The 22,076-nt window shown below is 71.4% G+C and carries 20 protein-coding genes; 8 read left to right on the forward strand and 12 right to left on the reverse strand.

Going from position 1 to position 22,076, the window contains the following annotated elements; all coding sequences use genetic code 11:
• The first annotated feature begins 30 nt into the window (after positions 1-30).
• Positions 31-1,506, forward strand: a complete 1,476-nt coding sequence (locus tag NLX86_RS29385) for a trehalose-6-phosphate synthase (RefSeq protein ID WP_254374832.1) — start codon at positions 31-33, stop codon at positions 1,504-1,506.
• 19 nt (positions 1,507-1,525) lie between these two features.
• Here NLX86_RS29385 and NLX86_RS29390 read toward each other — a convergent pair whose 3' ends face one another.
• The 6 genes from NLX86_RS29390 to NLX86_RS29415 all read right to left on the reverse strand — a co-directional run bounded on the left by NLX86_RS29390 (position 1,526) and on the right by NLX86_RS29415 (position 8,530).
• Entirely contained in the window at positions 1,526-2,197 is a 672-nt protein-coding gene (locus NLX86_RS29390; protein ID WP_254374833.1) for a response regulator transcription factor, read from the reverse strand.
• Positions 2,194-3,468, reverse strand: coding sequence for a sensor histidine kinase (locus NLX86_RS29395; protein WP_254374834.1), 1,275 nt, complete (start codon positions 3,466-3,468; stop codon positions 2,194-2,196). Before NLX86_RS29395 ends, NLX86_RS29390 begins: the two co-directional genes overlap by 4 nt.
• Before the next feature lie 76 nt (positions 3,469-3,544).
• Positions 3,545-5,812 carry an MMPL family transporter gene (locus tag NLX86_RS29400; protein WP_254374835.1) on the reverse strand — a complete coding sequence of 756 codons (2,268 nt, stop codon included), beginning with the start codon at positions 5,810-5,812 and terminating at the stop codon, positions 3,545-3,547.
• A 255-nt stretch (positions 5,813-6,067) separates the two neighbouring features.
• Positions 6,068-6,916 carry a trehalose-phosphatase gene (gene otsB, locus NLX86_RS29405; protein WP_254374836.1) on the reverse strand — a complete coding sequence of 283 codons (849 nt, stop codon included), beginning with the start codon at positions 6,914-6,916 and terminating at the stop codon, positions 6,068-6,070.
• A gap of 61 nt (positions 6,917-6,977) precedes the next feature.
• Positions 6,978-7,241 (reverse strand): DUF3263 domain-containing protein, encoded by a 264-nt coding sequence (locus NLX86_RS29410; protein WP_254374837.1) that lies wholly within the window; start codon positions 7,239-7,241, stop codon positions 6,978-6,980.
• Between the two features lie 38 nt (positions 7,242-7,279).
• On the reverse strand, positions 7,280-8,530 hold the full coding sequence (locus NLX86_RS29415) for an extracellular solute-binding protein (protein ID WP_374213990.1): 1,251 nt from the start codon (positions 8,528-8,530) through the stop codon (positions 7,280-7,282).
• Between the two features lie 205 nt (positions 8,531-8,735).
• Here NLX86_RS29415 and NLX86_RS29420 point away from each other — a divergent pair, with 205 nt between their 5' ends.
• The 3 genes from NLX86_RS29420 to NLX86_RS29430 all read left to right on the forward strand — a co-directional run bounded on the left by NLX86_RS29420 (position 8,736) and on the right by NLX86_RS29430 (position 11,879).
• Positions 8,736-9,668 (forward strand): ROK family protein, encoded by a 933-nt coding sequence (locus NLX86_RS29420; RefSeq protein ID WP_254374838.1) that lies wholly within the window; start codon positions 8,736-8,738, stop codon positions 9,666-9,668.
• The gene (nagA, locus tag NLX86_RS29425) at positions 9,668-10,822 is read left to right on the forward strand and encodes an N-acetylglucosamine-6-phosphate deacetylase (protein ID WP_254374839.1); all 1,155 of its coding nucleotides are present in this window, start codon (positions 9,668-9,670) and stop codon (positions 10,820-10,822) included. The genes NLX86_RS29420 and nagA overlap by 1 nt, the downstream gene beginning before the upstream one ends.
• Positions 10,823-10,952: 130 nt before the next feature.
• Complete coding sequence (locus NLX86_RS29430) at positions 10,953-11,879, forward strand: 1-phosphofructokinase family hexose kinase (RefSeq protein WP_254374840.1); 927 nt, start codon at positions 10,953-10,955, stop codon at positions 11,877-11,879.
• A 56-nt stretch (positions 11,880-11,935) separates the two neighbouring features.
• Here the strand turns inward: NLX86_RS29430 and NLX86_RS29435 are convergent, their stop codons facing one another.
• On the reverse strand, positions 11,936-12,901 hold the full coding sequence (locus NLX86_RS29435) for a CBM35 domain-containing protein (RefSeq protein WP_254374841.1): 966 nt from the start codon (positions 12,899-12,901) through the stop codon (positions 11,936-11,938).
• Between the two features lie 89 nt (positions 12,902-12,990).
• Complete coding sequence (gene cdgB, locus NLX86_RS29440) at positions 12,991-14,652, reverse strand: diguanylate cyclase CdgB (protein ID WP_254374842.1); 1,662 nt, start codon at positions 14,650-14,652, stop codon at positions 12,991-12,993.
• Between the two features lie 304 nt (positions 14,653-14,956).
• Between cdgB and NLX86_RS29445 the strand changes: the two genes are divergently transcribed.
• Entirely contained in the window at positions 14,957-15,523 is a 567-nt protein-coding gene (locus tag NLX86_RS29445; protein WP_254374843.1) for a flavin reductase family protein, read from the forward strand.
• Positions 15,524-15,542: 19 nt separating this feature from the next.
• Here NLX86_RS29445 and arfB read toward each other — a convergent pair whose 3' ends face one another.
• Complete coding sequence (gene arfB, locus NLX86_RS29450) at positions 15,543-15,980, reverse strand: alternative ribosome rescue aminoacyl-tRNA hydrolase ArfB (protein WP_254374844.1); 438 nt, start codon at positions 15,978-15,980, stop codon at positions 15,543-15,545.
• Positions 15,981-16,135: 155 nt separating this feature from the next.
• On the opposite strand from arfB, the gene NLX86_RS29455 reads away from it, so the two are divergent.
• The gene (locus NLX86_RS29455; RefSeq protein WP_254374845.1) at positions 16,136-16,711 is read left to right on the forward strand and encodes a TerD family protein; all 576 of its coding nucleotides are present in this window, start codon (positions 16,136-16,138) and stop codon (positions 16,709-16,711) included.
• A gap of 89 nt (positions 16,712-16,800) precedes the next feature.
• Here NLX86_RS29455 and NLX86_RS29460 read toward each other — a convergent pair whose 3' ends face one another.
• The 3 genes from NLX86_RS29460 to NLX86_RS29470 form a co-directional block, all read right to left on the reverse strand.
• Positions 16,801-17,391, reverse strand: a complete 591-nt coding sequence (locus tag NLX86_RS29460) for a Uma2 family endonuclease (RefSeq protein ID WP_254374846.1) — start codon at positions 17,389-17,391, stop codon at positions 16,801-16,803.
• Between the two features lie 107 nt (positions 17,392-17,498).
• Positions 17,499-18,842, reverse strand: coding sequence for a M1 family metallopeptidase (locus NLX86_RS29465; RefSeq protein ID WP_254374857.1), 1,344 nt, complete (start codon positions 18,840-18,842; stop codon positions 17,499-17,501).
• A 237-nt stretch (positions 18,843-19,079) separates the two neighbouring features.
• A complete protein-coding gene (locus NLX86_RS29470; RefSeq protein WP_254374847.1) occupies positions 19,080-19,637 on the reverse strand; it encodes a heme-binding protein in 558 nt (185 codons plus the stop codon).
• Positions 19,638-19,946: 309 nt separating this feature from the next.
• On the opposite strand from NLX86_RS29470, the gene NLX86_RS29475 reads away from it, so the two are divergent.
• Together NLX86_RS29475 and NLX86_RS29480 are read left to right on the forward strand one after the other, a co-directional pair.
• On the forward strand, positions 19,947-21,266 hold the full coding sequence (locus NLX86_RS29475; RefSeq protein WP_254374858.1) for a sensor histidine kinase: 1,320 nt from the start codon (positions 19,947-19,949) through the stop codon (positions 21,264-21,266).
• Positions 21,263-21,916, forward strand: a complete 654-nt coding sequence (locus tag NLX86_RS29480; protein WP_254374848.1) for a response regulator transcription factor — start codon at positions 21,263-21,265, stop codon at positions 21,914-21,916. Before NLX86_RS29475 ends, NLX86_RS29480 begins: the two co-directional genes overlap by 4 nt.
• Positions 21,917-22,076 lie beyond the last annotated feature (160 nt).

The following is a 22,076-nucleotide window of genomic DNA, read 5'->3' on the forward strand; positions in this document are numbered from 1 at the left end:
AGCGTTTCCGTGACGGGCTAGGTTCGCGTCATGGCTTCCCAGCTCGGTGCCCAGGTCCTTGTCGCGTCCAACCGCGGCCCGGTGTCGTACGCGCTCGGCGAGGACGGCGCGCTCACCGCCCGGCGTGGCGGCGGCGGGCTGGTCTCCGGCCTTTCCTCCATCGGTCCGGAGACGGAGGCGGTGTGGGTCTGCGCGGCCCTCGGGGACGGCGACCGGGAGGCCGCGAGGCGCACCGGCGGGGACCTCGACCCGGCGGACACCGGTGGACAGCGCGTCCGGATGCTGGACATCGACCCGGACATCTTCGCCGCCGCGTACAACGGCGTCGCCAACTCCACGCTCTGGTTTGTCCACCATCTGCTCTACCAGACTCCGCTTGAGCCGTCGTTCGGGGCGGAGTTCCGGGCGCAGTGGGCGTCTTACGAGCTGTACAACACGGCCTTCGCCGACGCGCTCGCCGACGAGGCCGCGGAGGGCGCGGCCGTATTGGTGCAGGACTACCACCTCGCGCTGGTGCCCGGGATGCTCCGCGAGCGCCGCCCCGACCTGCGGATCGGCCACTTCTCGCACACGCCGTGGGCGCCGGTTTCGTACTACCGGATGCTGCCCGACGACATCGCCGAGAAGCTGCTCCTCGGCATCCTGGGCGCGGACCGGGCTGCGTTCCTCACCCACCGGTGGGCGCAGGCGTTCATGGGTTGCGCCCAGCAAGTGCTCGGCGCGGACTGCCTGACCCAGTGGCCGAAGGACGACACACCCAGCCTGGTGTCGTTCGCGCCGGGGCGGGCGGCGCACAAGACGTGGATCAATGTCCACGGGCTCGGCGCGGACGCCGACTTCCTGCGCGAGCGCGCGCACCGGCCGGATGTGAACGAGCGGATGGCGGCGCTGCGCGAGCAGATCGGTCCCGGCCGCAAGACCGTCGTCCGCGTCGACCGGACCGAGCTGTCGAAGAACATCGTGCGCGGGCTGCTGGCCTACCGGCAGCTGCTGGCGGACCGCCCGGAGTGGCGGGAACGGGTGGTGCACGTCGCCTTCGCATACCCGTCACGCCAGGACCTGGCGGTGTACCGCGAGTACACGGCGGAGGTCCAGCGCCTGACGGACGAGATCAACGCGGAGTACGGCACGGAGGGCTGGACCCCGGTGATCCTCCACGTCAAGGACGACTTCGCCCGCTCCCTGGCCGCGTACCGGCTGGCGGACGTGGCCCTGGTCAACCCGATCCGCGACGGCATGAACCTGGTCGCGAAGGAGGTCCCGGTCGTCTCGGACGAGGGCTGCGCGCTGGTGCTGTCGCGGGAGGCGGGGGCGTACGAGGAGCTGGGAGAGGAGGCGATCGTCGTCAACCCGTACGACGTCCTGGGCACGGCGGAGGCGCTGCACGAGGCACTGACGATGCCGCCGGGCGAGCGAGCGGAACGCACCAAGCGCCTGGCGGCGGCAGCAACGGCCCTCCCGCCCCAGCAGTGGTTCCTGGACCAGCTCAACGCCCTGACGGCCTAGCTCGTGGGCCTGCGGGCGTTCACGCGGACCTGGGCTGGACCAGGCCGGTCTGGTAAGCGATGACCACCAGTTGAGCCCGGTCGCGGGCGTGCAGCTTCGCCATGGACCGATGGACGTGCGTCCTGACGGTGAAGGGGCTGACGAACAGGCTCTGGGCGATTTCGTCGTTCGACAGCCCTGCCGCGACGAGGACCGTCACCTCACGTTCGCGAGTGGTCAGTACGTCGAGCGCTGCGGCAGCGCCGTCCGCGGGAGGGCCTGGCTGGGCGAGGAACTGGCTGATCAGCGCTCGGGTGGCCGTGGGGGAGAGCAACGCATCGCCTGCGGCAACAGTGCGCACGGCCGCCAGGAGAGCGTCCGCGCCGATGCCCTTGCCCAGAAATCCACTCGCGCCCGCCCGCAGGGCCTCTGCCACGTACGCGTCCATCTCGAAGGTCGTGAGGATCAGCACCCGAGTGCCCGCGAGATCGTCGTCACCGCAGATGGCAGCCGTGGCGGCGATGCCGTCCATTCCGGGCATGCGGATGTCCATGATCACGACATCGGGGCGCGCGGCGCGGACCCGTTCGACCGCCTCGCGGCCGTCGGCGGCCTCTGCGACGACCTCCATGTCGTCGGCGGAGTCGACAAGCAGCCTGAACGTGGCCCGCAGCAGGGCCTGGTCGTCGGCGAGCAGCACCCGAATCGTCACTGCGGGCTTCCTTCTCCGCTGTCCCGGTCCCGGTCCCGGTCCCGGTCTCCGTCACGGTCAGTGGCCCCGTCACGGTCACGGTCACCGGTTCGCAACGGGAGCTCGGTGGACACCCGGAACCCCCCCTCGGGACGCCGGCCCGCCAGCAGCAGGCCGCCGACCGCCGCTGCCCGTTCCCGCATGCCCAGCAGTCCGTATCCCGGCGCGCTGTCCGGCCGTCGGGTCTGCGGGCTGCCGTTGTCCTCCACGGTGATCACCAGGCGGGATCCGGTGTACCGAAGGGTGACGCAGGCCGCCCGCGTGTGGGCGTGCTTGGTCACGTTGGTGAGGGCCTCCTGCACTATGCGGTACGCCGTCAGGTCCACGCCGGGCGAGACGGGCTGCTCCTCGCCCTCGCGACGGATCGCCACCTCCAACCCGGCGTGGCCGAATGCCTCTATCAGGGTGGGGAGTTGGGCCAGTCCCGGAGCGGGTTCGAGCGGGGCCTCCGCGTCGTCGGCCTGCCGCAGCAGCCCGACTGTGGCCTTCAGCTCCTGCAAGGCGGAACCAGTGGTGTCGGTGATCTGCCGCAGCACCGCGAGGGCCTGGTCGGGACGCTTGGACATCAGATGTACGGCGACGCCGGCCTGCGCGTTGGCGAGAGCGATGTGATGGGCGACCACGTCGTGCAGGTCCCGGGCGATGCGTACGCGTTCCTCCGCGACCCGCCGTCGAGCCTCCTCCTCCCGCGTCCGCTCGGCACGTTCTGCGCGTTCCTCCATGGCCGCCAGGTACGCACGGCGCGAGTGGACCGCGTCTCCGGCAGCACCGGGAAGCAGTGTCCAGGCCAGGACCGCCGCCTTCTCCGGCTCCAGCCACGAGCCCGGGCCGAAGACGACCGCGGCGCCCGTGAGCAGTGCCGCCGCGCCGAAGGAGGCGTTGCGCGTGGTGCGCCGGTCGGTGCGTACCGCGAGCCAGAAGAGCGAGAACATCACCGGACTCAGCAGGAGCGGGTTGGCTCGCAGCCCGAGCGCCACGGCCAGGGCACCGCAGCCGGCGGTCACGGCGGTGACCGTCCGGGGCAGCCGGTCGTGCGCCGCCGCCACCGCCCCGGACACCACCGCGACCGCGATCCCGACCGTCGCCGCGGAGCCCCGCGGCGACGGGATGCCACCTGCTCCCAGCACACCCCCGAGCAGCGTGATCGCGCACAGCACCAGCGCGGTCATCCAGCCCGCCAGTCGCTTGCCGGGACGCCTCCCGTGTGGCCAGAAACCGGTCATTCCCACCATGTTCCGAGTCCTTGTGGGGCAGGGGTGCACACTCCCACGGTCGTCCGCGGTGCCGTCGTACGCACCTGGAACGTGATCAGACCGAGGCGGGTGCCGGCTGCCTGGAGCCCGTCCCGTCGTCCAGCCCGCCGTCCGGCCCGCCGTCGGTCCCACGGTCGGTCTCCGTCTTCGCCGCCTTGGTCAGCTGCTCACCCTCGACGTCGACATTGGGCAGAATCCTCTCCAGCCGGCCCGGAAGCCACCATGCCTTGCGGCCGAGCAGGGCAAGCACGGCCGGGACGATCGCCATGCGGACCACGAAGGCGTCGAAGGCCACCGCGGAGGCCAGACCGAGGCCCATCATCTTCAGCATCGCATCGGGCATCCCGATGAAGCCGGCGAAGACCGCGATCATGATGAACGCAGCCGCCGCCACCACCCGTGAGCTGTGTCGGAAGCCGCTGACGACGGCCTCACCGGGCGACGCGCCGTGGACGTATGCCTCCCGCATCCGGGTGACGAGGAAGACCTCGTAGTCCATGGCGAGACCGAAGACCACGCCGATCATGAAGATCGGCATCATCGACATCACCGGACCGGTCTGCTGCACCCCGAAGAGGTCGGCCAGCCACCCCCACTGGAAGACCGCGACGATGACACCTAGCCCGGCCAGCACGGAGAGCAGGAAGCCCAGCGCCGCCTTGACCGGCACGAGCACCGACCGGAACACCACCATCAGCAGCAGGACCGCCAGACCGACCACGACCGCGAGATACGGCACCAGCGCGTCGGTGAGTTTCTGCGAGGTGTCGATGTTGATCGCCGTCGTCCCGGTCACCAGAACCTGCGCGCCGGTTTCGGACTTGAGCCCCTGCGCTTCCTCGCGGATGTCGTGCACCAGCTCCTTGGTCTCCGTGGTGCTGGGTCCTGTGGAGGGCACCGCCTGGAGCATCGCGGTGTCGCCCGCCTCGTTGAAGCGCGGGGGAGAGACCGTGACGACGCCGTCGGTGTCGGCGACCGTCCGCGCGACCTGCTCGGCCGACGCCTTGGCATCGTCGGCGCCCTTGGCGTCGACAAGGATGGTCAGCGGACCGTTGAAGCCGGGGCCGAAGCCTTCCGACAGCAGGTCGTACGCGCGGCGCTGCGTCGTCGAGACGGGCTGCGCCTCATCGCCGGGCAGCGCCAGCTTCAGGTCCATCGCCGGAACGGCGACGACACCCAGACCCACCACGCTGAACAGCAGCACCGCGATGGGCCGGCGCAGCACGAACCGCGCCCAGCGGACTCCGAGGCCCTGCCTGCGGGAGGACGCGGCGTCGGACCCGGGCCGGTCCGACCGGCCCCGGCGGGCGGCACGGGGCAGCACCTTGCGTCCGAAGAAGCCCAGCAGGGCTGGCACCAGCGTCAGCGCGACCAGCACGGCGATGAAGACCGTGGCCGCCGCCGCGAGGCCCATCTTGGTCAGCATGGGTACGCCGACGACCGACAGCCCGGCGAGAGCGATCAGTACGGTCAGGCCCGCGAACACCACGGCCGAGCCGGCGGTGCCGACGGCGCGTCCGGCCGCTTCCTCGGGATCCCTGCCCGCCGCACGCTCGGTGCGGTAACGGGAGACGATGAACAGCGCGTAGTCGATGCCCACGGCAAGGCCGATCATCATGGCCAGCGTGCTGGTGGTGCTCGACAGACCGAGCGTGCTGCCCAGCGCAGCGATCCCCGCCACGCCGATACCCACCCCGATGAAAGCCGTCAGCAGCGGAAGTCCCGCGGCCGCCAGCGAGCCGAAGGTGATGACCAGGACGACGGCCGCGACAGCGACACCGATCAGTTCCCCGGCAGGCGCCGCCTCCGGGGTCTCCTTGACCGCGGTACCGCCGACCTCCACCGTCAGCCCGCCGTCACGGCCCTCCTGTATCGCGTCGTCGAGCTGCGCTTTGGTCGATTCGGTCAGGTCCGTCGGGGCGGCGTCGTACGTGACGGTGGCGTAGGCGGTCGCGCCGTCCTTGCTCACTCCGCCGGCCTTGAACGGGTCCGTGACCGACGTGACCTGCGCCGTGGCGGTCAGATCACCCAGGGTGTTCTCGATCGTCGCCTTGTGGTCGGTGGCGGTGACCTTCTGGCCGTCGGGTGCTGCGAACACCAGTCGGGCGGAGGCGCCGTCCGCCGAGCCGCCTGGGTAGCGCTCGTCCATCAGGTCGAACGCCTGCTGCGACTCCGTGCCGGGCACGGAGAATCCGTCGTCGGGCGCGGCAGGTGCCATGACGGCGCCGAAGCCGACCGCGGCCAGCACCGCCACCCAGAGCAGAGCGACGAGTCGCCGCTTCCGGAAGGTCAGCCGGCCGAGCCGGTGAAGGAATGTGGCCACGGAAGAGGAGCTCCAGTCGGATCAGGACCGACCGTTGCCAACCCCCGGATCCACCGAGTGGCCGTCGGCGCGGCCGGGCGCGGGACGTAGCCTCCAGCCTCCCTGCCGACCAGGCACCGGGTCGTCGTCCCCCTGCAGGGAATCGGCCCTAGTGCCAATGCAGTACCTGCCTGCTGGGACTACTGCGTCCGCACGAGACTCCCCGTCCCCGGAGGCCCTTCCGTCACACCATCAATATCTGCCCCCTAGGGGCCCCTAGACGCCGTCTGTCGCTTCTGCGAGGGCCGACAGGAAGGCCGCGACCGATTCGGGGCCCGGGAGCACGAGGTCGGCGCGCTCGGCCAGTTCGGGGACTTCCGCGCCGCTGCAGACCAGCAGGCCCGGTACGCCGTCCGAGCGGAGCTTCTCGACCGCCGCGAACGCGGCCAGGTCGCCCAGGTCGTCGCCCGCGTACAGGACGGCCTCCGCGTCCACCTCGCGCACGTACTCGGCGAGCGCCACGCCCTTGTCCATGCCCGGGGGGCGCAGTTCGAGGACCGCGCGGCCCGGTTCCAGGATCAGGCCGTGGCGGTTGGCGAGGGCCGCGAGGGGCTCCCGCAGGGCCTCGAACGCCGCCTGCGGGTCGGACGCGCGGCGGGTGTGGACCGCGACCGCCTGGCCCTTCTCCTCGATCCAGGTGCCCCGCCACGCGCCGATGGACTCCAGGAAGCCGGGCAGCTCGGCCCGCGCCGCGGCCACGCCGGGGTGCGGGGCGGGGGCGTGCACCGTACCGCTGACGGCGTCCCAGCGTTCGGCGCCGTAGTGCCCGAGGACCACGAGGTGTTCGAGGCCCGGTACGCCGGCGAAGCCCCCGTACCGTACGGCTACGCCCGCCGGGCGCCCCGTGATGACCGCGACCGACCCGACGCGCGGCGCGAGCGCCGCGATGGCCGGGACCGCGCCGGGGTGGGCGCGGGCCTGTTCAGGGTCGGGGACGATGTCGGCGAGCGTGCCGTCGAAGTCGAGGGCGATGACGGTACGCCGCGGCTTACGCAGCAGTGCTTCGAGCCCCTCCCGCCCGGCAGCGGTGACCGGCGTCGGCAGGGTGTGCGGTTGGCTGCCCATGTGTATGACCCTACCGGCGGCGGGCGGGTCCGCGGTCCCGAATCCGTTCCGCCGGTTTCCGTCAGCGGCGCTCGCGCTGGGCGGCCCTGATACGGCGGAGGCGGTTGACCGTCACCGGGTCGTGGGCCAGCGCCCGCGGATCGTCGAGCAGGGCGTTGAGCAACTGGTAGTAGCGGGTCGGCGAGATGCCCAGCTGCTCCCTGATCGCCCGCTCCTTGGCGCCGGGACCGGGCCACGAGCGGTGCTCCACGGCGAGCACGGCCCGGTCGCGCGCGGAGAGCGGGGCCGGGTCGTCAGGGGCATCCTCGCGGCCGTCGTCAGTCATATGACCAACATAATCTGCGGCGCTCGCGCTGTTCGGCGCTACTCCGCGCTCTCCGCCGCCTCCGCCTCCTGGCTGATCTGGGTCAGGACGCTCTCCGGGCTGCCGTTGGGCGTGACCGCCTTGCCGATCCGCAGCTTGACGTTCTCGCTGACCTTCGCCCAGGACTTCTTGCCCACCGGGTAGAGCCTCGAAGTCGGCAGGGCCTGAAGGAACTTCTTCAGTTCGTCGTTGCCGGGGGTCTCCGCCATCGCGCGCGAGCCGCTCGTGGTGACGGGCAGCAGACCGTACTGGCTGGTGAACTTCGTGACGTTCTGCTCCGCGTAGACGAAGTCGAGGAACTTGCCGGCCTCCACCCGGTGGCCGTTGTTCTTGAACGCCATGATCCAGTCGGCGACGCCCACCGCCGCCTGCTCGTTGCCCTGGGCGCCGGGCATCGGCACCATGGCGAACTTCACGCCCTTCGCCTCGGCCTGCTTCATCAGCGTCGGGTGGCCGTTGAGCATGCCGACCTCGCCACGCGAGAACGCGTCGAACGCCTCCTGCCGGTTGAGCTTCCCGGGGGCCACCGGTCCGGTGAGGTCCTCGCCGACGAGGTCGTTCTTCAGCCAGGTGAGCGTCTTGATGTTCTCGGGGGAGTCGATCGTGTACGCGTCGTCCAAGTCGGTGTAGCCGCCGCCCCCGCTGAGCAGCCACATCATGGTCTCGGCCTGGGCCTCTTCGTTGCCCAGCGGCAGCGCGAACGGGTACTTCGCGACACTCCGGAGCTTCCTGGCGGCGCGCTGCAGCTCGTCCCAGGTCGTCGGCGGGCTCTTGATGCCGGCCTCGTCGAACAGCTCCGTGTTGTAGAAGAGCAGCCGGGTGCTGGCGACGAACGGCATGCCGTACTGCACGCGCCTCACCTGGCCGGCCTCGGAGAGCGGCCGCAGGAAGTCGGCCTGGGTGGCGACGGAGAGCAGCTCGTCCGCGCTGTAGAGCTTGTCGTCGGCGGCGTAGTCGGCGTACGCGCCGATCTGCGCGATGTCCGGTGCCTGGCCGGCCTTGTCCATCGCGGCGACCTCGGCGTCCACGTCCTCCCAGGAGTAGACGCTGACATCGACCTTGATGCCGGGGTTCTCGTCCTCGAAGGTCTTGGCGAGGTTGTTCCAGTACGACGTGGAACTGTTGCCGGGGTTGTCCCCGTAGTCCGCCGCGACCACCCTGAGGGTCACCTCGTCGGAGCTGCCGAGGCTGCCGCAGCCGGTCAGCGTCGCCGTTATGCCGAGTGCGGCCACTACCGCTGTCAGACCCAAGAAACGACGCTGCACAGCGCGACCCCACCCTTAAATTTGTCAGTCATCCCCCGTGACGACCTGCGATTGTGAACTGGCATCTTCACCCAGGCGACCACCTGAGGTCTACACCAGTCCCATATCACTTCTGCAACACCCGCATTCCTGAATCACTCACGGAGCAGTGGACTAGACCTTTCCCGGGTCAGCGCGCGAGACTGTCTTCGTGAGACACGTCATCGCCCTCGATGTGGGCGGCACCGGGATGAAGGCCGCCCTGGTCGGCGCGGACGGCACACTGCTGCACGAGGCGCGGCGGGCGACCGGCCGCGAGCGCGGGCCGGGGGCCGTCGTGGAGTCGATCCTCGGCTTCGCCGAAGAGCTGCGCGCCCTCGGCCGGGAGCGGTACGGCGAGTGCGCCGCGGCCGCCGGGGTCGCCGTGCCGGGCATCGTCGACGCCGCGAACGGCATCGCGGTGTACGCCGCCAACCTCGGCTGGCGGGACGTGCCCCTGCGGCAGCTGCTCAGCGCCCGGCTCCAGGGCGTACCCGTCGCGCTCGGCCACGACGTCCGTACGGGCGGCCTCGCCGAGGGCCGCATCGGCGCGGGCCGGGGCGCAGACCGGTTCCTGTTCGTACCGCTGGGCACCGGGATCGCCGGGGCGATCGGCATCGCCGGACAGATCGAGGCCGGCGCCCACGGCTACGCCGGGGAGATCGGCCACGTCGTCGTACGGCCCGGCGGCCCCGCGTGCGGCTGCGGGCAGCGCGGCTGCCTGGAGACGCTGGCCTCGGCGTCCGCCGTGACCCGCGCCTGGGCCGCCGCGAGCGGTGACCCGGAGGCCGACGCGGCGGACTGCGCCAAGGCCGTCGAGTCCGGGGACACCCGGGCCGTCACGGTCTGGGCGGACGCGGTCGGCGCGCTCGCCGACGGCCTGGTCACCGCGCTCACCCTGCTGGACCCGCGCATGCTGATCATCGGTGGCGGCCTGGCCGAGGCCGGGGAAACGTTGTTCACGCCACTGCGGGCCGCCGTGCGGGAACGCGTGACGTTCCAGCGGCTGCCCGACATCGTCCCGGCGGCCCTCGGGGACACCGCCGGATGCCTGGGCGCAGGGCTGCTCGCCTGGGATCTACTTTCCACGGAGGTAACCGCCTGATGGCCGGACGCGCAGGAATCACCGTTCTCTCCGGCGCCCGGGTGGTACTGCCCACCGGGACCGTCTACGGCGGGCGGGTGATCGTCGAGGGAAGCACCATCGCGGGCAGCGCCCCCGACGGCGTGCCCTCGCTCGACCTGACCGGCCACTGGGTGGTTCCCGGCTTCGTCGACATGCACAACCACGGCGGCGGCGGCGCCTCCTTCACCTCCGGTACGCCGGAGGACGTCCTCAAGGGCGTCCGTACGCACCGCGAGCACGGCACCACCACCCTGGTGGCGTCCACGGTCACCGGCGACCTGGACGTGCTGGCGAGGCGGGCCGCGCTGCTCGCCGAACTGGTCCAGCAGGGCGACCTGGCGGGCGTGCACTTCGAGGGGCCGTTCATCTCGGCGTGCCGCAAGGGCGCGCACAGCGAGGACCTGCTGCGCGATCCGGACCCGGCCGAGGTCAGAAAGCTGATGGACGCGGCGCACGGTACGGCGAAGATGTTCACCCTCGCCACCGAACTGCCGGGCGGCATCGACTCCGTACGGCTGCTCGCCGAGCACGGGGTGATCGCCGCGGTCGGGCACACCGACGCGACGTACGAGCAGACGGTGGAGGCCATCGAGGCGGGCGCGACCGTCGCGACGCACCTGTTCAACGCGATGCCCGCGCTCGGGCACCGCTCGCCCGGCCCGATCGCCGCCCTGCTGGAGGACGAGCGGGTCACCGTCGAGCTGATCAACGACGGCACGCACCTGCACCCGGCCGCACTGGAACTGGCCTTCCACCACGCCGGTCCGGCCCGCGTCGCCCTGATCACGGACGCGATGGACGCGGCCGGCTTCGGCGACGGCACATATCTGCTCGGCCCGCTGGCGGTCGAGGTCAAGGAGGGCGTCGCGCGGCTGGCCGAGGGCGGCTCGATCGCCGGCTCGACACTGACCCTGGACACGGCGTTCAAGCGCGCGGTGACGATCGACAAGCTGCCGGTGGAGGCGGTCGTCCAGTCCATCTCGGCCAATCCGGCGCGGCTGCTCGGCGTGTACGACAAGGTCGGCTCGCTGGAGCCGGGCAAGGACGCCGACCTGGTCGTCCTGGACTCGGACTTCTCGCTCGTCGGCGTGATGCGCAAGGGCGAATGGGTGATCGATCCCCAACTGGGCTGATTGGGCAACCGTTCAAGCCAGGGCGGCCGGCCGGCCGGCCCGGAGGTCTGGGCCAACCGTCTCCTCCTTTGGCATGATCGCCCCCGATGGGCAGGCAAGTTCTCATTAATCAGCCGGGAGGTGTCGGCAGGTGATCCTGACGGTCACACTCAACACCGCCCTGGACCTGACCTACCGGGTCCCCCGCCTCACCCCGCACGCCTCGCACCGTGTGACGGAAGTCGTCGAACGCCCCGGCGGCAAGGGCCTGAACGTGGCCCGGGTGCTTGCAGCGCTCGGCCACGAGGTCACGGTGACCGGCTTCGCGGGCGGCACGACGGGCATCATCCTGCGTGACCTGCTGGCGTCCTGCCGGGTGACCGATGCGCTGGTCCCGGTCACGGGAACAACCCGCCGGACGATAGCCGTGGTCGACGACGCCTCGGGCGACACGACCCAGCTCAACGAGCCGGGCCAGCTGATCACTTCGACCGAGTGGGCGGACTTCCTGGCGACGTACGCCACTCTGCTGCCCACCTGCCAAGCGGTCGCCCTGTGCGGCAGCCTGCCGCCGGGCATCCACGTCGGCGCGTACGCGGACCTGGTCCGCAGGGCCCGCGCCGCCGGCGTCCCCGTACTCCTCGACACCAGCGGCGAACCCCTGCGCCGGGGCATCGCGGCCCGCCCGGACCTGATCAAGCCGAACGCCGGCGAACTCGCCGAACTCACCGGCTCCCGCGACCCGTTGCGCGCCACGCAGGACGCCCGCCGCCGGGGCGCCCACACGGTGGTCGCCTCCCTGGGCCGGGACGGCCTCCTGGCGGCCACCCCCCAGGGCACCTGGCAGGCCACCCTGCCCCACGGCCTCAAGGGCAACCCCACAGGAGCGGGCGACTCGGCGGTGGCGGGCCTGCTGTCGGCGCCGGCGGAGGGGCTGGACTGGCCAACCCGCCTGACGAGGGCGGTAGCCCTGTCGGCGGCGACGGTACTGGCCCCGGTGGCAGGCGAGTTCGACGCCGAGACGTACGAGTCCCTGCTCCCCCGGGTAACGGTGACGGAGCACGTACGGGCGGCGTAAACGCATCCGCCCCGGCTCGCGGAGCGAGACCGGGGCGGTGGTAGGTCCTGGTGGGATCAGCCGTTCGCGCCGGTGATCCAGAGCTGGTCGAGGGCGGCGTTGCACTGATTGCCCTGCTCGCAGGAGATCTTGATGGTGTTGGTGCCCTTGTTCAGGTTCACCTGCCCCCAGGTGGTCTTCCAGCCCTTCTCCCAGTCGCCCTTCGGTGTGTCACCGAAGTTCTCCATGTTGAGCGGGGAGGTGTTCGCCTTCCCATTGGCGGAGAGGGTGGACGTGGCGTCTTCGCCGGGAGTGCCGTAGCGCAGGTACACGCGGTACGCACCGGCCTCCGTAACATCCACCGTCCACGTCACCGACGCGCCCACCTGGTTGAAGCCGCCCACGTAAGAGCCGCCCGCCGACTTCGCGCCGGGGACCGTCGATTCCGCCGCCGCGCCGCCCGCCAGGACCAGGCCCGGGCCAGTCGCGTCCGTCTTCGGGAGTTCCGGCGGCTTCTCCTCCGACTTGCTCGGCTCCGGGTTGGGGCTCTGGGGGGCCGTGTTGCCGCCCGAGTTGCCCGCCTGGGGCTTGTCCTTGGGGTCGTCGTCGCCCGATGCCAGGGCGATGCCGATGCCGATCACGACCGCCGCGACCACCGCGACCGCGCCGATCAGCAGGCCCTTCGTGTTCGGACCGCCCGAGCCACGGCCGCGGCCACCGGAGTTTCCGGGAACCGGCTGGTTCTGGGTGGTGGGCGGCTGAGGAGCGTAGCCCTCGGCCCGCAGCGCCTCGGGGGCCTGGTACTGGGCCTGCGGCGGGACCTGGGCGCGGGCGCCGCCGTACGTACGGTCGCCGACCGTACGGACGTGGTTGTACGACGTTCTGGGGACGCCGGGCTGTGCCGCGCCGCCCGATGCCGGACCCGGGTAGCCGTAGCCGCCCGAGCTGGGCGGGGTGGCACCGGCCGCCTGGCCGTCCGCATACAGGTAGCCGAACGGATCGTCGTCCTCGGGCGTGCCTGCGCCGTTGTTCGCGGGCGTCATCCCTGGTCACTCCTCAACATGTCGCCGGACGCGGGCGAGCCTACCCCGAATGGATGCCTCCCCGGGTTGGCAGTGACCTGGCGCACGTGCTAACCGGCCCTCCGGTGGGCCTTGGAGCGGGACCGCTTCTCGATATACATCCGCTGGTCCGCGGATTGCAGTACCTCTTCCGCCGACATCCCGCAGCTGGCCCAGCCGATGCCGAAGCTGGCCCCCACCCGGACGGCCCGGCCGTCGACGCGGATCGGCGGGATGATCGCGTTCCGCAGCCGCACCGCGAGATCGGCGGCGTCCGCCGCGCCGAGCCCGTCGGCGAGTACCACGAACTCGTCGCCGCCGAGCCGGGCGACCGTGTCGCCGTCTCGGACGCCGGTGGTCAGGCGGCGCGCGACCTCGATGAGAACCGCGTCACCCGTGTGGTGCCCGAAGCGGTCATTGATCGACTTGAAGCCGTCCAGGTCACAGAAGAGGACCGCGAGCCCCTTGGTGTCGTCGTCGATGTCGGTCGCCGGGGCGACCGTGTGCACATGGTGGTCGTACAAACCCGGGTCCGGCCCGCCGGAGAAGTCGAGCCCGCCGGCCCGGAAGCCGTGCTCGTCGGCGTGGATACGCGCCTCGCCACCCGTCTCGTACGCCGCGTCCAGCGCCTCCACCGCCGTCGCCCGCACCGACTGCGGCCGCCGGCACAGCCGGGCGCCGAGGCGGGCGCGCAGCTCGGCGCTGTTGGGCAGGCCGGTGAGGGAGTCGTGGCTGGCCCGGTGGGCGAGCTGCAGTTCGTGGCGCTTGCGCTCCTCGATGTCCTCGACGTGGGTGAGGAGGAAGCGCGGCCCGTCGGCGGCGTCGGCGACGACGGAGTTGCGCAGCGAGACCCATACGTACGTACCGTCGCGCCGGCCGAGTCTGAGCTCGGCCCGGCCGCCCTCGGCGGAGGTCCGAAGCAGGGTGCCGATGTCCTCGGGGTGGACCAGGTCGGAGAAGGCGTAGCGGCGCATCACCGAGGCGGGGCGCCCCAGCAGTCGGCAGAGGGCGTCGTTGGTACGCAGCAGCCGGCCGTGCTGGTCGCCGCCCATCTCGGCGATGGCCATGCCGCTCGGCGCGTACTCGAAGGCCTGCCGGAAGGATTCCTCACTGGCGCGCAGCGCCTGCTGTTCGCGCTCCAGGCGGACCAGCGCGCGCTGCATGTTTGCTCTCAGGCGCGCGTTGCTGATCGCAATGGCGGCCTGGAACGCGTACATCTGGAGCGCCTCACGCCCCCACGCGCCGGGGCGGCGGCCGTTGCGCGGCCGGTCGACCGAGATCACGCCGAGAAGCTCGCCGCCGGACGCGTACATCGGGGCGTAGAGCCGGTCCTCGGGGTGCCACTCGTCCTCGAAACGGGGGTCGGGGCCCTCGGTGTGCCACTGCGGGACGTCGTCATCCAGCAGGACCCAGCCCTCGGTGTGCGGGATGAAGCGCAGGCCGTCCCATGCCTCGCCCATGGAGAGCCGACGTTCCCAGGAGGCGCGGGAGCCGACCCGGCCGGTGATCAGCGCTTCGGCGGCGGCGTTGCCCGCGAAGGCGGCGACGACGAGATCCCCGTCGGGGCGCACGAGATTGACACACGCCAGCTCATAGCCGAGCCCGGCGACGATGCCGTCCGCGACGGTCTGCAGCGTGTCTGCCAGACTCCGGGCCGTGTTGAGGTCCGCGACTACCTGGTGCAGCTGCCGCAGGGTCGCAAGACGGACGTACGGCTCCGACTCGGTCTCCATTGCTCGCTCTCCCCGAGACCTCGACAGCAACTCCAGGATTCTGATCGGCGCTCTTGCTGCAGTGTCTCCGCCACTGAATCACAGTGAGCTGTTCCGCCGGTACACAGGGTCAACAAATCTTGCACTCTGTGACTCAAGTCACATCAGGTGATGAAGGGTTGGAGGGGTAGGAGGGGTCCCGTGGGAGCGCTCCATAGCTTTCTTGTACGCAAATCTCAACGGCGGTTTCGGTCGCTGGACCTAGGCCGAGGCTGGGTCCAGGGCCCGATGCGCCCGCGGGGCGCACGAGACTAGCGTTCCAGACGTGCTGAAGACGACCCCTGCCGCCACACCGGTGCCGAGCCCGGAATCCGTCCCCCATCCTGAGGGGGTGAGCAACGACGAGTTCCGCGCCGCCATGTCCCGGCTGGCCGCGGGTGTGGTCCTGGTGACCGCGCACGATCCCGACGACGGGCCGCGCGGCGAGGACGTCGGTATGACGGCGACCGCCTTCATGTCGGTGTCGCTGGACCCGCCCCTGGTGCTGGTCAGTGTGCGCAACGGCTCACGGATGGACGACCTGCTGGCGGAACAGCCGCTGTGGGCGGCCTCGCTACTCTCCGAGAACCAGCGGCAGGTGGCCGGCCGGTTCGCGATGAAGGGGCGGATCAGCGACCGCCTGCTGTTCGCGGACATCCCGTTCGTACGGGGCAAGGAGAGCGGCGCCCCGCTGGTGACCGGCGCGCTCGCCGCCCTGGAGTGCCGGACCGAGCAGCGGGTGGAGGCCGGGGACCACACCCTGGTCATCGGCCGGGTACTGGCGGCGGACCTGCCCGATGCGGACAGCGGACCCCTGACGTACTTCCGGGGGCGGTACCGGCACCTGGGCTGAGCGGGGCGCGGGGCCGGGGTTACGACCAGCCCTGGCCGGTGCGGCCGCGCTTGGTCTCGCTGCGCTGCTTCTTGTTGCGCAGCCGGCGCTCGTTGATACCCCGGGGGATCTTCGTCGCGCGGCGCGGCTTCGGCGGCGGCGCGGTCGCCTCCGCGAGCAGCGAGGCGAGCCGGACGGCGGCCATCTCACGGTTGCGCCACTGGGACCGGTGCTCGGAGGCCCGCACCGACACGACCCCGCCCACAAGCCGGGGCGCGAGGCGCTCCAGGGCGCGCTCCTTCCAGACCGGCGGCAGCGCTTCGGTGTTGGCCAGGTCGAAGCGGAGCTCCACCTGCGTGTCACTGGTGTTGACGTGCTGTCCGCCGGGGCCGGACGACCGGGAGAAACGCCACAGGAGCTCTGCCTCCGGAAGGGAGACAGAACCGCGGATGACGTAGGGCCCGGACATGTGTCCCATGATCCCGTGTCGCCGCGGCCGCGTCACCCTCTTTTCCACGTACGTGGGGCGCGCGTGGAACCCGGTGGTCCCCTGCCTGCGTTATGACGGGTGACGGTAGCTTCGCTCCTGACTCGGTGCGAAGCCCGCACCACAACGAGGAAAGGGACATCCCCATGGCTGTAAGCCTGTCCAAGGGCGGCAACGTCTCGCTCACCAAGGAGGCACCGGGCCTGACCGCCGTCACGGTCGGCCTCGGCTGGGACGTCCGTACCACCACCGGTACCGACTTCGACCTCGACGCCTCGGCCATCGCGGTGAACCCGGGCGGCAGGGTCGTCTCCGACGGCCACTTCGTCTTCTTCAACAACAAGTCGACGCCGGACCAGACCATCGTGCACACCGGCGACAACCGCAGCGGTGAGGGCGCGGGCGACGACGAGGCGATCAACGTCAACCTGGCGGGCCTGCCGGCCGACGTCGACAAGATCGTGTTCCCGGTCTCGATCTACGACGCCGGCACCCGCAGCCAGAACTTCGGCCAGGTGCGCAACGCGTACATCCGCATCGTGAACCAGGCCGGCGGCGCCGAGATCGCCCGCTACGACCTGAGCGAGGACGCCGCCACCGAGACCGCCATGGTCTTCGGCGAGCTGTACCGCAACGGCGCGGAATGGAAGTTCCGCGCGGTGGGCCAGGGTTACGCATCGGGTCTGTCGGGCATCGCCCAGGACTTCGGCGTCAACCTCTGACGTACGCGGGCGGGTTGTCGCGAAGGTGCCCCGGCTCCGCGAGCCGGGGCACCTTCGCACAGAAACCCGCCGGCAGACCAGGCGTGGGGTCAGAACTCGCCGGTGTCCAGATCGAAGCCGAAGGGCTCGGGCAACGTGATCGTCTTGGAGATCTCCACCCCGACGTCGCGGGTGTACCGCTCTCCGGAAGGCTCGGTGTAGAGGATCACGTGCCCCTTCTCCCGGTCCACCAGCAGGTAGAACGGGATACCGGCGCGTGCGTAGCCGCGCAGCTTGGGGCCGCGGTCGTTGTCCGCGGTGGAGTCCGAGGTCACTTCCCCGACGAGCATGACGGGACCCGGGTCGTGGTACTCCAGCTGGTCGCTGAAGGATCCCTTGGGCGCGATCACCAGGTCGGGAACGACCTTGCCGGTGGGTGAGGCACCGGGCACGAGTAGCCCGACTCCGGTGAAGCGGCCGAGGTCCCGGCGATGGTCGCGCACTTGTCCCGACAGCTCCGACACGATCTCTTCGTGCTCGCCGTTGGCTGGAGGCACCACGTGGATTTCCCCTTCGATCAGTTCCACGCGCCATCCCTCCGGGGCTGCCGCGCTCAACGCCTCGAAGGCTTCCTCGACCGATGAGGCAGTGTTCTCGTCGGCGTCCGTGCGCGGTTCGCGCTCTGGGGCGGTCAGTGCCACGGCGGTCCTCCTTCGTGCGGAGCGATGCTTCCAGCGTAGGCGACCGGGCCGCGGACGTACGGGGGACTCCGTCACCCGGACGAGCGACAGTGTGACGTTTCTGCTGCTCAGGGGCCGTCTGGGCGGTCCTTGCCGTGCAGCCAGGTCTTCCAGACGTCGCCGAGGTCCTGGCCGGACTCCTCCTCGGCGTACGCCTTGAAGTCCTCGGTGTCCGCGTTGCCGTGGCGGTGGTCCTGCGCCCAGCCCTCGACGATGTCGAAGAACAGCTCGTCGTCGTCAAGTTCCTCGCGGATCTTGTGGATGACCATCGCCCCGCGCCCGTACACCGGCGACTCGGAGATCACCTCGGGGCCGGTCGGATCGGCCGGCGGGAAGGCCCAGTTGTCCGCGTCCTTGAAGTTCTCGTCGAAGTGCTCCTGCACCGTCTTGTTGCCCTCGTCCTCGTCCCAGAGCCACTCCGCGTAGGTCGCGAACCCCTCGTTGAGCCACATGTCCGCCCACGTCTTCGGCGTGACGGAGTTGCCGAACCACTGGTGGGCGAGTTCATGGACGAGGTCGGTCTCGACGGACTCCGCGCCGGGGAAGACGGGCCTGGTCTGCGTCTCCAGGGCGTATTCGGCAGCGCCCTCGCGGGCGACGACCGCCCCCACCGAGGAGAAGGGGTAGTCGCCGAACAGCTCTTCCTGCCACTCGATGATCTCGGGGATCCGGGCCAGGCTCGCGGCGCTCGCCTTCGCCTCGGCCGGGTCCACGGCGATGAAGACCGGCAGGCCGTCCTTCGTGGCGGAGGTCTTCGTGTCGTACTTGCCGACGGCGACCGTGGCGAGGTAACTCGCCATCGGCTCCTTGGAGTGCCAGCGGAAGGTGTCCCGGCTCCCGCTGTTCTCGCGGGACTTGAGCTCGCCGTTGGAGACGGCCGTGAAGCCCTTGGGGACCGTGACCTCGATGTCGTACGAAGCCTTGTCACTGGGGTGGTGGTTGCCGGGGAACCAGGCCATCGAGCCGGCCGGCTGGCCGAGGCCCAGCGCGCCGTCGGCCGACTTCAGCCAGCCTTCCTTCGAGCCGTCCGGGTCCGTGATCGTCTTCGGCTTGCCCGCGTAACTCACGACCGTACGGAACGTCTTGCCCTTCGCCAGGTCGTCGGGCGGACGGACCGTCAGCTCCTGGCCCGCGCGGTTGAAGCGGGCGCTCTTGCCGTCGACCGTCACCTTCGTGACGGTCATTCCGTCGAGGTCGAGGTTGAACGCGCTGAGCGCCTCGGTGGCGCGGGCGGTGACCTCCGCGGTGCCGGTGAGCTCGGCGTCCTGCGGCGTGTAGGCGAGGCCGAGCCGGTAGTGGGTGACGTCGTACCCCCCGTTCCCGGACTTCGGGAAGTACGGATCGCGCAGGCCGGCCGCACCTGGGCCGCCCTGCACACCGCCGCCTGTGCAGGCCGTCGCGAGCGCCAGCAGGGCGACGGCGGAGGCAGAGGCGGAGGCGGAGGCGGAGGCAGAGGCGGACGCGGAGGCGGAGGCGGAGGCGGAGGCGGAGGCGGAGGCGGAGGCGGAGGCGGCGAGGCGTACGAGCTTGCGGTGATCCACACCGATGATCCTATGTGGCAAACCGTGCATTCCGGGGCGGGTTGCGGTAAGAGCACCCGGGGCGACGGGGCCCCGGGTGCCCCCGGGGTCCTACCTGTTCCTCGGCTCCTACTTGTTCAGCGCCGCGACGCCCGCCTGGGCGAACTTCTCGTCCAGGTCACCGCTCGGGGCGCCGGCCACGCCGATGCCGGCCACCGGGGCGCCCTTGGCCTGCACCGGGGCGCCGCCGCCGAGGAACAGCGTGCCGGGGATGTCCTTCAGGTTGGGCGCCTGGGCGAGCCGCTTGGCCAGCTCGGAGGTCGGCGCGTTCCAGGACACGGCGGTGAACGCCTTGCGCTGGGCGGACTCGTACGACTGCGGGCCGGCGCCGTCGCCGCGCAGGACGACGAGGGTGTTGCCGTTGCGGTCGACGACGGCGACGGTGACGCGCTGGTTCTCCTGCTCCGCGGCGTCGAGGGTGGCCTGCGCGGCCTTGGTGGCAGCCTCGATGGTGAGGTGCGTGGTCTGGTGGAGGTTCTTGTTCGAGGCGTCGGCGTTCACCGTGGTGGCGGGGGCGGCTGCCGGGGCCGCGGCGTTCGCCGACATCGCGCCGAAGGTGCCGGCACCGAGGGCGGCAGCGGCGACAGCACCGGTCAGGACACGGGCGCGCAGGGACAGCTTCTTCATGGTCGGGCTCCTTGGGCTTACGGACGCTGTGCTCTGTCTCCCTTCGATCCTCCGGCCGGATCCGGGCCCCGACGGTCGGCGTACCGGCTGCCGTGCGCAGGCATGATGGGGGACGGCCGGGTCAGCCGATCGGTTGATGCGGGGGTGGTCCCGCCGGGTCAGCATGGGTACGTACCCACAGGTCAGGGGTGTCGCAAGGAGTACGAGGAGCACGAGGAGCACGAGGTGCAGACTGCCACCGCCCGCCCCGGCAACGGGACCGGCAACGGGCCGGGCCCCGATCCCGACGCCCGCTGGCTCGCGCCCGTCATGCACGCGGCGTTCTTCCTGCTGCTCGCCGCCTCCCTCGTCCGCTTCCTGCTCCGGCACCCGGGTGAGTCCCGCACCCCGTGGATCATCGCGCTGAGCATCGTGCTCGCGCTGCTGTACGCCCTCCCGTCGCCCACCACCACCCTTCCAAGGAAGCGCTTCGCGCCCGTCCCGTCCGGCCCGGTGATCGGCCCCGCCGGAGGGGTGGCGGGCGGCGCTGCGGGAGGTGCTGCGGCAGGCGCTTCGGGCGGCGCGGCGCCCACCCTCCGCCGGCTGCTATGGCTCGGGCTCGTCGTCGCCGCCTGGATGGTGCTGGTGCTGCTCGCGCCGAGCTTCGCGTGGTGCGCGGTGCCGCTCTTCTATACGGGCCTGCGCACCCTCCCCCTCCGGGCCGCCCTCGCTCTCGTCGCCCTGCTCACGGCCTTCGTGGTCGCCGCCCAGGTGCGGCTCGCGGAAGATTTCGACCCGAACCTGCTGCTGGCCCCGCCCGCCGTGGCCGCGCTGGCCACCGCCGTCTTCGTCCACATGCAACGCCAGGCGGAACGCCAGCGCCTCCTGATCGACGATCTGATCCGCACCCGGCGCGAACTGGCCGCAACTGAACGGCGCGAGGGCACGCTCGCCGAGCGCCAGCGGCTCTCCATGGAGATCCACGACACGGTCGCACAAGGCCTGTCCAGCCAGCAGATGCTGCTGCAGGCGGCCGACCGCACCTGGGACGCCGACCCGGCCGCCGCCCGCAGCCATGTCCGGGCAGCGACGGACATCGCCGCCCGCGGGCTGGCGGAGGCGCGGCGCATGGTGCACGATCTGGCCCCGCCCGAGTTCGACGGCGGCGCGCCGCTGGCGGACGCGCTGCGCGCGCTGGCCGAGCGTACCTCCGCCGAAGCCGCGGAAGCTGCGGAAGCGGCCGGATCTGCCGCGTCGCCGGGGCGGCCCGCCCGTCCGGGGCCGGTGGTCCGCTTCCACCTGGAGGGCGTTCCCGTACCGCTGCCGGACCGGGCGCAGTCCGCCCTGCTGCGCATCGCGCAGGGCGCGCTGGCGAACGTACGGGAGCACGCGGCCGCGAGCACCGCCGCCCTTACCCTCAGCTTCCTCGGCGACCAGGTGGTCCTCGACATCGCCGACGACGGGCGGGGCTTCGCCCCCGCCGACACCCCGGGGCCCGGCCGGGTGAGGGGGCACGGCCTGCCCGCGATGCGGGCCCGCGTACAGCAGCTGGGCGGCACGCTCACTGTCGAGTCGGCGCCCGGCGAGGGCACGGTGCTGTCCGCCGCGCTCCCCCTGCAAGCCCCGGAGAACGTGGAGGACCCGTCATGACGAAGCCGGTCCGGTCCCCGGTCCGCATCCTGCTCTGCGACGACCACGTCGTCGTACGCGCGGGGCTGCTCGCGCTGCTCGGCTCCGAGCCGGACATCGAGGTGGTCGGCGAGGCGGGCAGCGGCGAGGAGGCGGTCGCGCTGGCCGCGAAGCTGCGGCCCGACGTCGTCCTGATGGACCTGCAACTCGGCGAAGGCATCGACGGGGTGGAGGCCACCCGGCGCATCTCCGCGCTGCACGACGCCCCCCGCGCCCCCCATGTGCTCGTCCTGACCACGTACGACACGGACGCCGACATCACCCGCGCCATCGCGGCCGGCGCCACCGGCTATCTGCTCAAGGCCGAGCGCCCGGAGGAACTGTTCGCCGCGATCCACTCCGCGGCCGAGGGCCGCACCACCCTCTCGCCGCCGGTGGCGAGCCGCGTCATGGCGCAGATGCGGGGCGCGGGCCGCCCCACCCTCACCGAGCGCGAGCTCGACATCCTCGGGCAGCTCGCGCACGGCCTCGGCAACCGGGAGATCGCCCGCGCGCTCTTCATCAGCGAGGCCACGGTAAAGACCCACCTGGGCCGGATCTACGACAAGCTGGGCGTCGACACCCGGGCGGGCGCGGTAGCGGTGGCAAAGGAACAACGCCTCCTCCCCTGACCGTTCCTTTCGACTGAGCGTGAGTCCGATCAGCCGCACGCTCCGAACGGTCTTGAGCGCACTGGTCCCTGGCGTACTCGACTCCGAGGCGGCGACACGCATCCCGTGCGTGGTCCGGTCCCGGGAGGCCAGTTCCCTGTGCGACCTGGCCAAGTGGGTA

It is taken from the genome of Streptomyces sp. A3M-1-3, assembly GCF_024213665.1.
In the GTDB taxonomy this organism is placed as follows: domain Bacteria; phylum Actinomycetota; class Actinomycetes; order Streptomycetales; family Streptomycetaceae; genus Streptomyces.

What these genes read in the sequence shown, in the direction of transcription:
- arfB (WP_254374844.1), bottom strand. Translation starts at nt 15,980, where the DNA reads ATGGGACACATGTCCGGGCCCTACGTCATCCGCGGTTCTGTCTCCCTT.
- nagA (WP_254374839.1), top strand. Translation starts at nt 9,668, where the DNA reads ATGGCCGGACGCGCAGGAATCACCGTTCTCTCCGGCGCCCGGGTGGTA.
- NLX86_RS29455 (WP_254374845.1), top strand. Translation starts at nt 16,136, where the DNA reads ATGGCTGTAAGCCTGTCCAAGGGCGGCAACGTCTCGCTCACCAAGGAG.
- NLX86_RS29480 (WP_254374848.1), top strand. Translation starts at nt 21,263, where the DNA reads ATGACGAAGCCGGTCCGGTCCCCGGTCCGCATCCTGCTCTGCGACGAC.
- cdgB (WP_254374842.1), bottom strand. Translation starts at nt 14,652, where the DNA reads ATGGAGACCGAGTCGGAGCCGTACGTCCGTCTTGCGACCCTGCGGCAG.
- NLX86_RS29410 (WP_254374837.1), bottom strand. Translation starts at nt 7,241, where the DNA reads ATGACTGACGACGGCCGCGAGGATGCCCCTGACGACCCGGCCCCGCTC.
- NLX86_RS29475 (WP_254374858.1), top strand. Translation starts at nt 19,947, where the DNA reads ATGCACGCGGCGTTCTTCCTGCTGCTCGCCGCCTCCCTCGTCCGCTTC.
- NLX86_RS29470 (WP_254374847.1), bottom strand. Translation starts at nt 19,637, where the DNA reads ATGAAGAAGCTGTCCCTGCGCGCCCGTGTCCTGACCGGTGCTGTCGCC.
- NLX86_RS29395 (WP_254374834.1), bottom strand. Translation starts at nt 3,468, where the DNA reads ATGGTGGGAATGACCGGTTTCTGGCCACACGGGAGGCGTCCCGGCAAG.
- otsB (WP_254374836.1), bottom strand. Translation starts at nt 6,916, where the DNA reads ATGGGCAGCCAACCGCACACCCTGCCGACGCCGGTCACCGCTGCCGGG.
- NLX86_RS29385 (WP_254374832.1), top strand. Translation starts at nt 31, where the DNA reads ATGGCTTCCCAGCTCGGTGCCCAGGTCCTTGTCGCGTCCAACCGCGGC.
- NLX86_RS29435 (WP_254374841.1), bottom strand. Translation starts at nt 12,901, where the DNA reads ATGACGCCCGCGAACAACGGCGCAGGCACGCCCGAGGACGACGATCCG.